This is a genomic window from Acidobacteriota bacterium (genome assembly GCA_029861955.1).
In the GTDB taxonomy this organism is placed as follows: Bacteria; Acidobacteriota; Polarisedimenticolia; order Polarisedimenticolales; family Polarisedimenticolaceae; genus JAOTYK01.
Genome location: JAOTYK010000014.1, coordinates 29420 through 44372, shown reverse-complemented (window position 1 = coordinate 44372; position 14953 = coordinate 29420). Strand labels below are relative to the sequence as shown.

General features: G+C 62.3%; 9 protein-coding genes. 2 read left to right on the top strand and 7 right to left on the bottom strand.

Annotated elements, in window-relative coordinates; translation table 11 throughout:
• Nucleotides 1-9 precede the first annotated feature (9 nt).
• Genes OES25_08800 through OES25_08790 form a run of 3 tightly spaced genes read right to left on the bottom strand, consistent with a single transcriptional unit; the run spans nt 10 to nt 7954 of the window.
• Entirely contained in the window at nt 10-3195 is a 3186-nt protein-coding gene (locus tag OES25_08800; protein ID MDH3627740.1) for an efflux RND transporter permease subunit, read from the bottom strand.
• The gene (locus OES25_08795; protein MDH3627739.1) at nt 3192-6734 is read right to left on the bottom strand and encodes an efflux RND transporter permease subunit; all 3543 of its coding nucleotides are present in this window, start codon (nt 6732-6734) and stop codon (nt 3192-3194) included. Before OES25_08795 ends, OES25_08800 begins: the two co-directional genes overlap by 4 nt.
• A complete protein-coding gene (locus OES25_08790) occupies nt 6731-7954 on the bottom strand; it encodes an efflux RND transporter periplasmic adaptor subunit (GenBank protein ID MDH3627738.1) in 1224 nt (407 codons plus the stop codon). The genes OES25_08795 and OES25_08790 overlap by 4 nt, the downstream gene beginning before the upstream one ends.
• A gap of 187 nt (nt 7955-8141) precedes the next feature.
• On the opposite strand from OES25_08790, the gene ftcD reads away from it, so the two are divergent.
• The gene (ftcD, locus tag OES25_08785) at nt 8142-9812 is read left to right on the top strand and encodes a glutamate formimidoyltransferase (GenBank protein ID MDH3627737.1); all 1671 of its coding nucleotides are present in this window, start codon (nt 8142-8144) and stop codon (nt 9810-9812) included.
• Nucleotides 9813-9821: 9 nt separating this feature from the next.
• Here the strand turns inward: ftcD and OES25_08780 are convergent, their stop codons facing one another.
• Nucleotides 9822-10883, bottom strand: a complete 1062-nt coding sequence (locus OES25_08780) for a Fic family protein (GenBank protein ID MDH3627736.1) — start codon at nt 10881-10883, stop codon at nt 9822-9824.
• A 100-nt stretch (nt 10884-10983) separates the two neighbouring features.
• Between OES25_08780 and OES25_08775 the strand changes: the two genes are divergently transcribed.
• The gene (locus OES25_08775) at nt 10984-11781 is read left to right on the top strand and encodes a PilZ domain-containing protein (GenBank protein MDH3627735.1); all 798 of its coding nucleotides are present in this window, start codon (nt 10984-10986) and stop codon (nt 11779-11781) included.
• Nucleotides 11782-11785: 4 nt separating this feature from the next.
• Here OES25_08775 and OES25_08770 read toward each other — a convergent pair whose 3' ends face one another.
• The 3 genes from OES25_08770 to OES25_08760 are packed head-to-tail and all read right to left on the bottom strand — an operon-like array spanning nt 11786 to nt 14899.
• A complete protein-coding gene (locus OES25_08770) occupies nt 11786-13039 on the bottom strand; it encodes a DUF1015 family protein (GenBank protein ID MDH3627734.1) in 1254 nt (417 codons plus the stop codon).
• A 13-nt stretch (nt 13040-13052) separates the two neighbouring features.
• Nucleotides 13053-14018 carry a tRNA glutamyl-Q(34) synthetase GluQRS gene (gene gluQRS / locus OES25_08765; protein MDH3627733.1) on the bottom strand — a complete coding sequence of 322 codons (966 nt, stop codon included), beginning with the start codon at nt 14016-14018 and terminating at the stop codon, nt 13053-13055.
• Entirely contained in the window at nt 14015-14899 is an 885-nt protein-coding gene (locus OES25_08760; GenBank protein MDH3627732.1) for a CAP domain-containing protein, read from the bottom strand. The genes gluQRS and OES25_08760 overlap by 4 nt, the downstream gene beginning before the upstream one ends.
• Nucleotides 14900-14953: the final 54 nt, after the last annotated feature.

Genomic DNA, 14953 nt, shown 5'->3' with positions numbered 1-14953 from the left:
AACCTATTTCTAGCTCTCCAGGGCCTGATGGGCCATGGCAGGCGCATCGTCGGGGGAGGTCGCACGAGCCGATCGGCCCCTCAGCAGATTGCCGAACATCCGGGAGCCGAACTCCCGCGCGTCGTCAAATAGCGTGTAGAACACGGGAACGACCAGGAGGGTCAGCAGCGTTGCCGTGATGAGGCCGCCGATCAACGTCAGCGAGAAGCTGGTGTAGCTGAGCCCGATGCTGCTGGCACCGGCCAGAGCCAGCGGGACCATGCCACCGACGGTCGTGATGGCGGTCATCATGATCGGGCGGAACCTGAGGTCCGTCGCCCGCAGGAGCGCTTCCCGTCGATTGCGACCCTCGAGGCGAAGTCGATTGACGTAGTCGATCAACACGATGCCGTTGTTCACGACGACACCGACCAGAATGATCACGGCGACGGCTCCGAGGAAATCGATATCGACCCCGGAAATGATGTGCCCCCACATCATCCCGATCCCCGATAGCGGGATCGTCAGGACGATCGAGAGCGGCAAGATGAAACTCTCGAACAGGAACGCCATCAACAAGTAGATGAAGATCACCGACAGTAGCGCGGCGGAGATGAGTCCCGAGAGGTCATCATCGCTCTGAGCCTGACGCGAATCACCACCGAAGGAGACACCCTCCGGAAGATCCATGGCGGCCTGCATCGCGACCAGCGTCTCGCGGACCTCCTCTTCACGGCCCTCCTCCAGCTCCAGCGTGACCGTGTAACCGACCATCTTGTTGCGACGGAAGATCGTTCGTGTCTCGGGAAGAACTCGGCTCTCGGTCAACGCCGACAGCGGAAGAAAACCACCGTCGTTGGTCGGCACCTGGAAGCTGGCCAGCTCCGTCAAGCTCTCCCGGTCCGATTCCTGGAATCGGACACGGACCGGCACCTCGCGCCCCTCGGCCTGGAATCGTGGCAACGACGTTCCCCGCAGCGTGTAGCCGACCAGGCCGGCGATGACCTGCGGGTTGACACCGACGTGTTGGGCTCGCTCGCGATCGATGATCAGTCCCAGCTCGCTCGGGGCATCGCCACCGGCCTTAAGTCGTCCCACGACACCGTCGACATTCACCAGCACATCGGCCACCTGATCGGCGACATCATTGACCAGATCCGGGTCTTCGCCGCGAACGAAGACAACGTGAGTCGAGAGGGCGTTCTCTTCGGAGTTCGCCTCGTCACCGGCGAAGATCTCGACGCCTGCCCGTTCGGGGATGCCATCCATGACGACCTGCATCGTTTCCTTCGCGCTGTAGGGTGCGGTGCGCTCCGGCGCAAACCACGCCTGAACCTCACCGAATGTCTTTCGATGGAAGATGAACCAGCCGTCGATCTCGTATTCGTCCTTGTACGCCTCGATCGTCTTCTCGACGGCCAGGAAGTACTCCTCGGACTCTTCCAGGGTCGTATTACTTGGCAAGTCGAACTGCAGCTCGAACTGCGCCTGTTCGTCCTCCTGCGAGCCCACGAACTTCGTCGTGTTCGAGAAGATCCCGACGCTGATGGCCAGGATTGCGACCACCGCCAGGCTCATCTCCAGGCGTCGCGAGAGGAAAAACTCGAGCACCTTGCAGTAGCCACGGTTGACTCGTCCGAACGTCGCCTCGTAACCGATTCGTAGGAGGTCGTTGACCCGTTCGTGGGCCCGTTTCAGGCGACCGGGCGCACGTGTCTCGAGCCCTGTGGGAAGCGTCAGGTAGACGCTGATCGGGATGAACAACAGCGCGATGACGAGCGAGCCCGCGACCGACACGGCGACGGGAATGGCCAGTCGCATCATGAAGAACTGGGCCGGCCCCTCGGCGAGTAGCGCCGGTAGGAACACGATGATCGTCGTCAACGTCGACATCGTAATCGCCAGACCGACCTCGCCCGCACCCTTGATGCAAGCATCACGACGCGGCATGCCCTCGCGATGCAGACGATGGATGTTCTCCGCCACAACGACGGAGTTGTCCACCAGAAGACCGACGCAGATCATCAAACCGATCAACGTGAGGATGTTGAGCGATTCCCCGGCGAAGTACATCACCGTCAGACCCACAACGAGACTCAAGGGGATCGAGAGCGCCACGATCATCGTCAGACGCACCCGACGCATGAACGCAAACAGCACCATCGCGGCGAGCAACCCACCGATCATCCCGCTCTTCACCAACGTGCCGAGGGACTCATCGATGATCTCGCCCTGGCTGAAGTAGTTCTTCATCCACAGTCCCGCCAGACGCGGGTCTTGCTCGAGACTTGCGTATTCTTCGTCAAGACGCTCGCAGAGTTCCTGGGTGTTGGCCTCGGCCTCCTTGATGATCTGAAGGGCGACGGCCGGACGACTCATCACTCGGGTGCGATAGGTCTTGTCGGGTTCCTCGTAGCGAATCGAGGCGATGTCGGCGAGACGGATGGAGGGGGCGATACGACGATTCTCGAGCTCCTCCAAACTCCTGTAGTTGGCCATCGATCGCATCAGGAGTTTCTGCGAGCCGTTACGAACCGTTCCGCTGGCCATGGTGAAGTTGTCGTCACCGAGGTCCTCCGCCAGCTCGTAGATATTCAGCCCGGCAGAGTTCGTCTTTTCGCGATCGAGCTCGATCAGGATCTCTTTCTCTTCCAACCCGAACGCCTCCACCGAGGCAACACCGTCGAGTCGTTCCAGACGGGCGACGACGGCGTTCTGAATCAGGTCGTAGGAGTTGGCAAGACCGGGATCGACGGCGATGCCGATGGCGTACACCGGTAGGCCGCTGAGGTCGGCCTTGTTGATGAACGTCTGATCGATGTCGGATGGGAAATTGACCTTGGCTCGTTCGATTCGATCGCGGACCTCGCGATAGGCGATCGACATGTCGGTGCCCTGCTTGAACCGCATGAACACCCGGCTTCCACCGGTAAACGAGATGCTGACGACCGTCTGGATTCCCCGGACGGTGCTCAACTCCTCCTCCAATGGAATGGTCACTTTTTCCAGAACCTCCCGACCGGGGGCGTCGTCCCACGGCACCTGGACGTTCATGAACGGCAGGACGAAGCCGGTCGGCAACATCTCGGCCGGGATCTTGTTGGCGGCAATACCGCCGACAAGCGCAATCGTCACCGCCAGCATCAACACGGTAATGCGACGGTTCAGGGAGAACTTGGGAAGCGCCGCTTCGTGGTCTAAATCTCTTGGGCTCATGGCGCCACCGAATCCACGCTTCCGCCTGCCACCAGCGGTGCGTCCTGTTCAGATTTCTTGACGCGCGAGCGGAACATCCAGGCGACGACGCTGTCGAAGAGACTGTAAACCACCGGGATGACCAACAGCGTCAACGCGGTCGACGTGATCAGTCCGCTGATGACCGCGATCGCCATGGGGGCTCGAATCTCCGCACCGTCTCCCACGCCCAACGCCAACGGGAGTAACCCGAGGACAGTCGTCATGGTGGTCATCAGGATCGGTCGCAGGCGGACCTGACCCGCGGTGACGATCGCCTCGGCTCGCTCCATCCCACGCTCGCGCAACTTGTTGATGTAGTCGACGAACACGATCGCGTTATTCACGACGATGCCGGCCAGCATGATCATTCCCAGGAACACGACGATGGACAGATTCAGGCCCAGGATCTTGAGGGCCAGAACGGTTCCGACGAACGCCAACGGGATCGTCAGCATGATGACGAGCGGATGGACCAGACTCTCGAATTGAATCGCCATGATGACGTAGACCAGGAACATCGACAGGGCGAGGGCCAGCAACAGACTGCGTTGGCTTCGCTGCCATTCCTCGTTCTGTCCGCTGATGGCGAAGCCCAGCTCGGCGGGCCAATCGAGTTCGGCGTGAAGCGCCGTCTCGATCGCAGTGGCGGCGGCGCTCAGAGAGCCCTCGCCGAGGTTCGCCTGAACCAGACCGACGCGGGACCCATCGACCCGGCGCACCTCGCTGGGACCCTCACCGAGGGAGACATCGGCGACGGCCGACAGCGGGATCGGTCGATCACCACCGGGATTGACGATCAGATCGCGAACGTCCTCGACGGTCTCCCGATCGTCCATCTGCAATCGAACGAGGATCGGGATCCGACGATCCGTCATGTTGAAGCGCGTGGCCTCGAAGCCCTTGACCTTGTCGCGGACGTGGCGCGCCACATCGCCGATGCTCAGGTCATACAACGACAATCGGTCACGGTCGTAAACGATCTGAACCTCGGGTGCACCGGGACGCAACGTCGTCTCGACATCGGTCAACTCCGGTAGACGCGCAAGCACTTCCTTGACCTGCGTCGAGTAGTCGCGAAGCAGACGGAGGTTGTTGCCGTAGATCTCCACCTCGATCGGGGTCTTGGAGCTGAACAGCACGGGACGGACGACGCGGGCGTCCAGGTCGGGGATACGAGAAAATCTCGTTCGAAGTCGGTCGATGACCGCCTGCTCGGCTTCCGCGCTTCGACTCTTCTCGTCGAGGAGCACCTTGAACGCGGCGGTATGTTCTCCTTCATCGGATCGTTGCGAGTTTGCCGAGTCGTAGCCGACGGTCAGCAGCAGACTCTGGATGTTCTCTTTCTCTTTGAGCAGCGCCTGTTCGACCGGAATGACGATCGACTCCGTCTCGGAGAGCGGCGTGCCGACGGGCAACTGAACCTCGACGGTGAACTCACCCTGATGGACTTCCGGCAACAGTTCGCTATCCAGCGACGTGCCGACCTGCCAGGTCACCCAGAGGACGCCAAACACCAGAACGACGATCAGGAGTGGCGCGGCCAATGCGCCGCGGAGCAGTGGAGGGTAGATGCGATTCATGGTGTCAAGGATCCCACCGACGATCTTCCTCGGCAGCCACGTCACGACGCGGAAGGCGACAACCACTACCGGCACCACGTAGCGTGCGATCAACCAACCGACCCCGAACACAACGGCGGCCAGCAGCTTACCGAGGAACTCGAGGATCGTCCCCAGAACCAGCCTGCCGATGAACACGAAGAAGTACCCGACCACGAAGGTCAAAACGGCACAGACGATCCACAGCGGATAGAACAGCCACAGCCCGACTTTTCCGAGCAGGCTCTTCCCTCGAAGTGGCAGAGTCAGCAGACTACGAGTTACACGGGACGGTGCACCCAGGTCGCGCCGAAAACCATGCCACGACGACCAGCGGAGCAGACTCTTCAGTCCCTCCGGGCTCTCGTCGCCGGTGCCACCTCGCAAGTTAAGCTGCAAGCTAGCCAACATCGGGATGAAGTAGAGCGCCACCAGTGCCGACGCCAGAAGCGAGAAGACGACCGCGAAACCCAGATCGCCAAACGCCTGACCGGCCAGCCCCTCGACAAACACCATCGGGAAGAACACCGCGATCGACGTGAAGGTCGAGGCCCAGACCGCCGCGCGAACCTCGAGGGTTCCACGGACGGCGGCCTGCAGGATGCCGTCCCCTTCCTGACGACAACGGAAGATCGACTCGAGGACCACGATCGACGAATCGACCAACATGCCGATGCCGAGGGCAAGTCCTCCTAGCGACATGATGTTCAATGACACGCCGAGCATCTTCAGAGGTGCGAACGCGACCAGGAGCGATAGCGGAATGCTGACGAAGATGATCGCCGTACTCTTGAAGTTGCGCAGGAACAAATAGAGGATCGAGATGGCGAGGAATCCACCGAGGACCGCCGTCTGCTTCACCTCGTCGATGCTGCTCTCGATGAACAACGATCGGTCTGCGGCGAGGGAGAGACGTGCGCCTTCTTCATCGAACAGCGTCTGCGCGACCCCGGCCCCGCGATTCTCGTCGTCACCCTCGACGATCGTGCCGATCATGACGTTGACGCTCTTGGCCACGCCGACGATGTTCGCGTCGGCTTCCTTGAAGATATCGATCTGAACACTGTCGCCGCCGTCGGTTCGAGTGAGGATCTCTCGTTCCTTGTGCTCCCAGCTGACGGTGGCCAGATCGCGGATGCGGATCGGGCGTCCCTCGAAGCTGGAGACGATCGTCCCGCGAATCTGGTCGAGATCCTGAAATTCGTTCAGGGTTCGTACGAGATACTCGATCCGCCCTTCCTGGAGAGTTCCGCCTGCGACGTTGATGTTCTCCTGGGCCAGGCGATCGATGACACGCTGGATCGGAATCCCCGTCCGACGAAGGGACGCAGCATCGACCTTGACGTGAATCTCTTCCTCCAGGCCTCCACGGACGCGGACCGCGGCGATCCCCTTGATCGGCTCGATCTGTCGCTTGACCTGCAGTTCTGCCAGGCGACGTAGTCGGCGTAGCCCTTCCTGTCCGTGGAAACGCTCGCCGTCACCGGACAGCGAGAGCTCGAGGATCGGATCAAGGGAGGGGTCGTAGTGCAGGATCAACGGGCGTTCGGCTTCCATCGGCAGGAAGACCCGGTCCAACTTCTCAAGCACTTCCTGAGTCGCGTCGGACATCTCGGTGTCCCACGTGAACTCCAGCACCACGTCGGAGATTCCCGCACGGTTGATACTGCTGATCTTCTGGATGCCGCCAACGACACCGAGCGCATCCTCGATCGGGCGGCCGATGTCGTTCTCGACCTCTTCCGGTGCCGCGCCGGGATAGGTGGTGCGGACCGTCAACGTCGGGTACGTCAGCTCCGGCATCAGCGTCACGGGTAGCTGGAAGTACGAGAGCAGCCCGAACACTCCGGCCGCGATGAACACCACGAGGATGGCGACCGGGCGGGCGGTGGCGAAACTCTTCAGGGCCGTCTGGCTCACAGACTCGCCCTTTCAGTGACCGTGCCATCGGCTTCCGCAATGGCCGCGGCGTCATCGACGTCGTCCTCACCGGGGAGACGAACGAGGGCTCCGTCTTTCAAACCGGCCTGTCCGGCAACGACGAGGCGATCACCGGCACGAACACCGTCCTCAGGTTCGACGAAGTGCTTGTCCTCGAGAGAGGTCTCGATGTAGACCCGTTCGACTCGGTGTTCGACACCCAGTCGGTAGACGAACATCTGATCGTTGTCGTAGACGATCGCCCGCTTGGGGATCAGGACCGCGTCTTCATTGGTCGCGGTAATCAGCTCGACATCGACATACATGCCAGGACGGAGACCGGCCTGGTTGCCGACACCGATCGTCACCTTGATCGTGCCGGATTTCGGATCGACGACCGGCGAAATCCGGGTCACGCGGCCGGTGTAAGCCTGGCGGGCACCGGCCTGGGCGGTCATCCGCGAGTCCTGACCACGGGACAAACGGGGTAGGTGTTTTTCAGGGACGAAGATCCGGGCGACCATCGAATTGAAGTCGACGATCTCGAATAGCTCCTGTCCGATCTGTACCTGGTCACCCAGATTGATCATCCGGGAGGTGACGGTCCCACGGATCGGTGCGCGGACCTCGGTATAACTCAGTTCTCGTTCGGCGTCGGCCAACGAGATCTCGAGTTGCTCCATTTCATAGGTCGCATTGGTGTAGGCATCTTCGCTGATGAGATCTTGCTTGTAGAGCCGTTCCTGGTTTGTGTACTCGCGCTGGGCCTTGGCCAACTGGCTTCGCACCTTGGCAAGCTGCGAGCGTTGCTCGTCGTCCTGGAGTCGAAGTAGGATCTGATTCTCCTTGACGGAGTCCCCTTCTTCCACCTTTAGATCGATCACGAGACGCCTGGCCTGGGAGACGACCTTGACCTGTTTCTCGGTCTCGAGGTTGGTGGAGAAACGCAGCACGGACTCGATCGATCCCAGCTGGATCTCTTCGACTTCGATCGGCACCGCCTCTTCCTTGTCCTCGTCCTTGCCCTCGGCATCGTCGTCCTTGGCGTCGGCATCGTCGTCGTCGGTCGACTGCTGACTGGCTGGCGTCGCCGGATCCTTCTTGTCATCCGAGTCCGACTCGGACCCCGAAGAGAAGCTGCAACCGCTCAGGGTGAGCGCACCGATCAACAAGATCAGCAGCAGGAAGAATCCGTTTCGAGCCATCTGTTTGCCGTTCATGATCAAACCTCAGTTCGCTGTTGCGTCGCCTCGCGTTTCAATAACTCTTACGGACGAGGTGTGGATCGGGTTCCGCCGAGTCGTGCCAATCCACCCTGTCCTTACCCTCTAGGACGGGCGGGGAGCCCCACCGATTACACCCGACTGCTAGAATTTCGCCGGGTCAGGAGCCGATGGAGTCCAATAGATGAAGCTGATCGAATGCGTTCCCAACATCAGTGAGGGGCGGGATCCCGCCGTAATCCAGGCGGTTACCGCAGAAATCGAGGGAATCGAGGGCGTTCAGCTCCTGGATGTCGACCCGGGGCAGGCGACCAACCGGACGGTGATCACCTTCGCCGGAACCCCGGAACCGGTCCTGGAGGCGGCGTTCCGGGTGATCCGGAAAGCGGCCGAACTGATCGACATGTCCCGTCACGAGGGGGCTCACGCGCGCATGGGCGCGACCGATGTCTGCCCCTTCGTCCCCATGCAGGGGGCGACAATGCAGGACTGCGTAGAACTGGCGGAGCGTCTCGGCAAGCGGGTCGGCGACGAACTGGGACTTCCGATCTTCCTTTACGGCGAGGCGGCGAGAACTCCAGAGCGACGACGTCTTCCCGACATTCGCCAGGGCGAGTACGAAGCGCTCGAGCAGAAACTGTCCGACCCGGGGTTCGCGCCGGATTGTGGGCCTGCGACGTTCAACGCCCGTGCCGGTGCCACCGCCATCGGGGCACGGGAGTTCCTCATCGCGTGGAACGTCAACCTCAACACGCGTAATCGGAAGATGGCCAACAAGATCGCCGCCGAGCTTCGGGAACAGGGCAAGCTGAAACGGGACGCCAACAACAAGTTCGTCCGCGATGCGGATGGCAAGGCGCTTCGAACCCCTGGGCGATTCACCGAACTTCAGGGAGGCGGCTGGTACATCGACGAGTACGGGAGAGCGCAGATCTCGTTCAACCTGATGAACTACAGGATCACTTCGATCCAGGACGTCTACGACGCCTGCTGCGAAGAGGCCGATAAACTCGGCGTGCGGGTGACCGGGAGCGAACTCGTCGGGCTGATCCCGTTGGAGGCGATCCTCTCGGCCGGCGACCACTACCTACGGAAGGAAGGTGCGACCACCGGCGTATCCGAGTCGGAGAGGATCCACGCGGCGACTCTCTCGATGGGTCTCGCCGAACTCGCGCCATTCGAACCTGAAAAGAACATCATCGAGCTTCGCTACCGCGGTGCGCCATCGGGTCTCCAGGCCATGACCGTTCGAGACTTCGCCGATGAGCTGGCCAGCGACTCCCCCGCCCCCGGCGGCGGAAGTGTGGCGGCGCTGTGCGGATCGCTGGCGGCCGCCCTGGCCGCGATGGTCGCCGCGCTGACCTGGAACAAGAAAGGGATGGAGTCGGCAAGACCGGAGATGGGCGAGATCGGTGTAGACGGACATGCTCTGAAGGCCTGGTTTGTCGACGCGATCGATGCGGATACCGACGCCTTCAACGCCGTGCTGGCCGCCGGCCGTTTGCCGAAGCGGACGGAGGCGCAACAGGCAGTGCGGGATCGGGCTCTCGAGGAGGCCAACCAGGGGGCGACCCGGGTGCCACTACGGGTCCTACAGAAATCGGTCGAGGCGATCGTTCTCTGCTCTCGTGCCGCCGAGAAGGGCAACCCCAACTCGGTCAGCGATGCCGCGGTCGGCGCCGCATGCGGCCTGGCGGCAGCCGAAGGGGCGGCGTTGAACGTCCGCATCAATCTCCCGACCCTCCACGACCAGGAGGTCGCCGATGAGATCCGGAAGGAGATGGGTCAAGCGATCAAGGAGGCCCGTCAGCGGGCCGCTGCCGTTGCAGCAATGGTGGATGCCGATCTCGACTGACCGGTTGGGTCAGACCTCGGGAACGGGCGGGTCGTCGAGCTCTGCGATCCGATAGCGCGTTCCCCGACGCTGGCCACTGCGCTCCAGATAGCCCAGGTCCACAAGCTTGCGAAGGTTGTCCTTCAGCGTATTTCGATTGGCACCGGTCTTCTCGATCAGCAGCCCGGCATCGACCACGCCGTGATCTCGGGTGGCCAGGAGGATCGCTTCCTGCAACGGCGAGATCTCGCGCTGCGTCGGGACGGGGTCGGCAGAACTCTCGCCGAGTTGCGCCTCGACCCAACGACGCTGCCCGTCGAGACAGTCGGTAACGAACTCGATCCAGGGTTCGAGCTGCCCCGCACCGATCCAGAGACGACTTCGGGAGCGGTCGATCGCCGAGTAGTAGGCGTCGCGAGAGCGTTCGATCTCGACCTCTAGACTGGCGTAGCGCAGGTGCTCGTAGCCGGCTCGCATCAACAGCTTCTGCAGCAGGAGTCGACCCAGTCGGTGATTCTTCGATCCGAACGGGCTGATGCCAAGGAAGCCCAGCGTGAAGGTCGCCACCACCATGATGGGATGATGATCGCCGCTGCGAAGCTCGAGCTCAAGCCAGGTCAACAGGTCTTCCATCTTGGTCTCGACAAGATGAGAAGGAAGCGTCGGAATCACCCGGCCCGTCGCGTGGCCCGCCTGATCGAACGCCTCGTTGTGCAACGGGCCGTCACGCCACGGGCTCGGTCGTGTGGGATCGTTGCCCGTCAGCGTGGAATGCAGGGCGCCGAAGTAAGAACTGTCGAGGAGACGATCTCGCGACGGCACCGGAGAGCGAAGACCGGCGGCGTAACAGGCCAGCTCTCGTTCGTCGGCGTCGCCCGGGGCCGCTTCCAGGATCTCGCCGGCACGCTGGTCGGTCATGGGGATGGCCGCCAGCCGACAGGCCGAGGCGGAACCGCGGACCAACGACTCGTAGGCCATCCGCTCCAGGCGAGACGACGGCGCCGGACGGCCACCACGGAATCGATCGCGGACCCGATCGATCTCGGTCAACGTCTGTCGGAGCTTGGGCGTGTTGGGGATTTTGAAGATCATGGGGGTTTTGGGTGGTGGACGTTGATCCACCCATAACTCAAGGTTGTACACGATTTGAAAGCCGTTGGGAAGGGCCTATACTTGCAGCAGGCCACCCATAATGAAGAAACCCCCCGCCAACAATCGACGAGATAACCGGTTTTTGGCCGGAATCAAGGCACAATTGATCCTCGAGGATCAGTGCGGGGACTGCCACGCAGAAGATCTCAGCCGCTCCGGGGTTTTGCTGACCGGGGCCTTCAAGACGATTCTGGAGCGGGACGTGCGGGTTCGCCTGGAGGCGGTCCAGGGAGACCTGATCCTCGAGCTGAGCGGGAAAATCGTTCATCTCCACGAACAGGACGATGGCGAGACCCGGGTCGGGATTCAGTTCGAGACGCCTCCGGAAGCCGTCCATGACGACTTCGATGCGCTGCTGGCGCGGGTCGTCGAGGGGGTATCACCGGCCCCGATCGCCGCGCTCTCGCCGGACGCTTCTGAAGAAGAGATCCGTGAGGCGCTCGAGCAGGTACCCGTGGCCCATCGGATCCAACTGGCGCGGAAGGCCGATGGCGATCTTCGAAAGATCCTCTGGCAGGATCGCAACTACGGCGTTACCGAGGCGCTGTTACGAAACCCCCACCTGACGCCACCGGAGCTGATGACGATGATCCGCAGCCCGAGACTGACTCCAGGAGCACTGGGGCTGGTCGCCGACGACCCACGCTGGTCCAACCATGACGAGGTAAACATGATCATCGCGACCCATCCGCGGGTCAACCTTCGACTGGCACAGCGTGTCGTGGATCGGATGACGCCGGGCGGACAGAGACAGGTGCTGCGTCGTCCCGGTCTTGCCGACCCGATCAAGAAGAAGTTATTGACGAAGTTTACGACGAAGAACCTGCAGAGCTGGTAGGCGGTTACAACCGATCGCCGTCGATTCGCTGGACCACCATCCCCGAGCGCAGCTTCGGTTCGAACCAGGTACTCTTGGGTGGCATCACACGACCGGCGTCGGCAACCTTCATCACCTGTTCCAACCGAGTCGGGTAGATTGCAAAGGCCACCGCGTCGCGACCGCTATCGACCCGACGCTCGAGCTCTTGCATGCCGCGGATCCCTCCGACGAAGTCGATGCGTCGATCCGTGCGGGGATCCCCGATCCCCAGGATCGGCTGCAGCAGGCGATCGGTCAGGATTGCCACGTCCAGTTGGCCGACCACATCCCCCTCCGGGATGATCTCCGTCCTCGGTCTCAACAGATACCACTGACCGCCCAGGTACATTCCGAACGTCTCGGCATGGGGCGGACGTTTTCCGGCGTGCCCCGGCTCCACCTGGAAACCGGCGGCGGAGATCCGTTCGAGCAGTTGCTCGGAATCCAGACCGTTCAGGTCCCGCACGACCCGGTTGTAGTCCAGGACTCGCACCTGATCCACCGGAAAGTGGACCGCCATGAAGTAGTGACAGGGCTCCTCACCGGTGGCGTCTTCCAAGAGCTCGCCACGCATCTTCGACACGGCAGCGGCGGCGGCCGTCCGATGGTGGCCGTCGGCGACGTAGGTGGCGCGAACGCTTCCGAGTAGCCGTGCGATGTCGTTGACCTGTTGGGTGTCATCGACGCGCCACAACGTGTGCTGGACCCCATCGACGGCAACGAAGTCGACGTCGGGATCTCGAGCGACCACGCCGTTGATCAGGGCGTTCAGTTCGGGTAGCGGTTGGTACGTCAGAAAAACCGGACCGGGGTGGGCGTCGAGTGCGTCGTTCAGACGGATCCGATCCTCCTCTTTGTCCGGACGGGTGAACTCGTGCTTCTTGATCTTGCCGGCGAGGTAGTCGGTGACCGCCGCCGCGCCGACGATTCCCGTCTGCGACTGGCCGTCCATCACCAGTTGATAGATGTAGTAGGCCGGGCGCGGGTCCTGAACCAACCAGCCCTCATCCACCATGTGATCGAGGTTGCGTCGTGCCATCGCGTAGACGGCGTCATCACCGGGCACGGTCCCAACGGGGAGATCGATCTCGGCCTTGATGACGTGAAGAAACGTGTGGGGGTCGTCCGCGGCCAACTCCCGCGCCTCGGCACTGTTCAGCACGTCGTACGGAAGACTGGGTATCCGGTGGGCGAGGTCGGCACGGGGGCGGAGCCCGCGAAATGGCTTGACGATCATCGAGGTGAGGCTACTACGGCTTCGACATCGATTCCAGATCGACGACGATTCCCCTCGGGTGAGGTCTGAGGGCGGACCCGTCGAACGATGTCGCCCATTCCGAGGCCGTAAGCGGTTCGGCATGTTCCATCAACCCAAGCTGGTAGGCCAACCAACCGACCAGGGCCTCCGCCGTCCAGCCGGCCTCCCGAAGCTCCCGCAGGGTAATGCCCCCGTGACGCTTGGAGAGACGCCGGCCGTCGGGACCCAACAACAACGGCACGTGACCGAAGGTGGGCGATGGCTTGCCGAACGCGTCGAACAGGAGACACTGCCAGGCGGTGGAAGCCAACAGGTCATCGCCACGGATGACCTCGTCGATCTCCATGGCGATGTCGTCGACGACGACGGCCAGCTGGTAGGCGATCACCCCATCTGCCCGATGGATGACGAAGTCGCCCGGTTGCCGGTCGACGATCTGCGTTCCGTGGAAACGATCGACGAATGCCGGTCGGGCGTCGGCAGCTACGCGGAATCTCCATGCGTGACGGTCCCCCCGGGCAATCCGTGACTCGGAGACCTGAGGCGGAAGCTCGCGACAGGTCCCGGGGTAACGCCGGAGTTCATCGGGCTCCTGGGGCGCACTCGCGGCGGCCGCGATCTCCTTGCGGGTGCAGAAACAGGGGTAGAGATCCCCACGATCGTGGAGTCGGTCTGCGGCGGCGCGATAGAGATCGATCCGATCCGACTGGGTGTAGGGTCCGCGAGGTCCACCGACATCCGGTCCCTCGTCCCAGTCGATGCCGAGCCAGCGGAGATCTTCGAGCAGCTGCCGGGCCAGATCGGCGCGGGATCGTTGACGATCCAGATCCTCCATTCGCAGGATGAACCGTCCGCCACGGGAACGGATCGACGCCCACGCGAGTAACGCGCTGGATGCGTTCCCGAGATGCATCTCACCGGTTGGACTCGGGGCGTATCGTCCCGTGGGGAGCGTCATGCAGGCGGGAGCAGAAACATCTGGGTGAAGTAGACGGTCCCGTCCTTCCGAATGTGAACGCCGATCCCGCTGTGGGTAAACCGCTCATCGAGGATGTTCTTCCTGTGACCGGGGCTGTCCATCCAGGACTGGACCGCCGTCTCGATGGGATTCCGTGCGCCGAGACTCATCTGGATGTTCTCGGCCATCATGCGATACGAAATATCGGCCTCGTCCAGTCGATCTGCCGGGCGGTTGCCGTCGCGGTCGCGATGGGAGAAGTACCCGTGACGGGCCATGTCTTTACTGTGAGACGAGGCGACATCCCGCAGCCGGCTGTCTTCGGTCAGCGGTTCGAGGGCGTGCCGGTGACGGACCGCGTTGACGGCGTCGAGGGTCAACGTCGCGAGGGCTTCGACGTCATCGGGGACTTTCGAGGATTCGACCAGCAACATGACAAACACCAACGTCCCGTCGGCGGCGGTGTAGTCCGCGGCACCGGCCAGATCGAAACGCGGATCCATGGCGTCCTTCCAGCCACTGGCCTTGGTCCACTTGGCGATGATCGATGACGCCGGATCCTTGTAGCCTCGGGAGAGGTCGACCCGGGTCCGCAACTCCCCGAATAGACGAAGCCCGAGGGCGCGAATGTCCGGAGAGATCCCGTCCTTGACGCTCAGACGCTTCTTGTCAGGAAGTCCCGCAATCCGAGAAGCCCGGGCCATGGCCACCTGGTCCAGGATCGCCAGCCGCTCGCTGAGTTCGACACCGGCCTCGGCGCGGTATTCGTTCACCCCACCGAAGACCCGGTCCGCGGTCTGACCGGCGCCTGCCGCCGTTGTCAGACCCCACGCCAGCAGACACAGCAAGGAGCGACCGAGAAGTGACGAATAGCGGGACATGACGGCCATTCTCCCACACTCTTGCCGGGGCCGCAGGCCGGACCTAGGTTTACG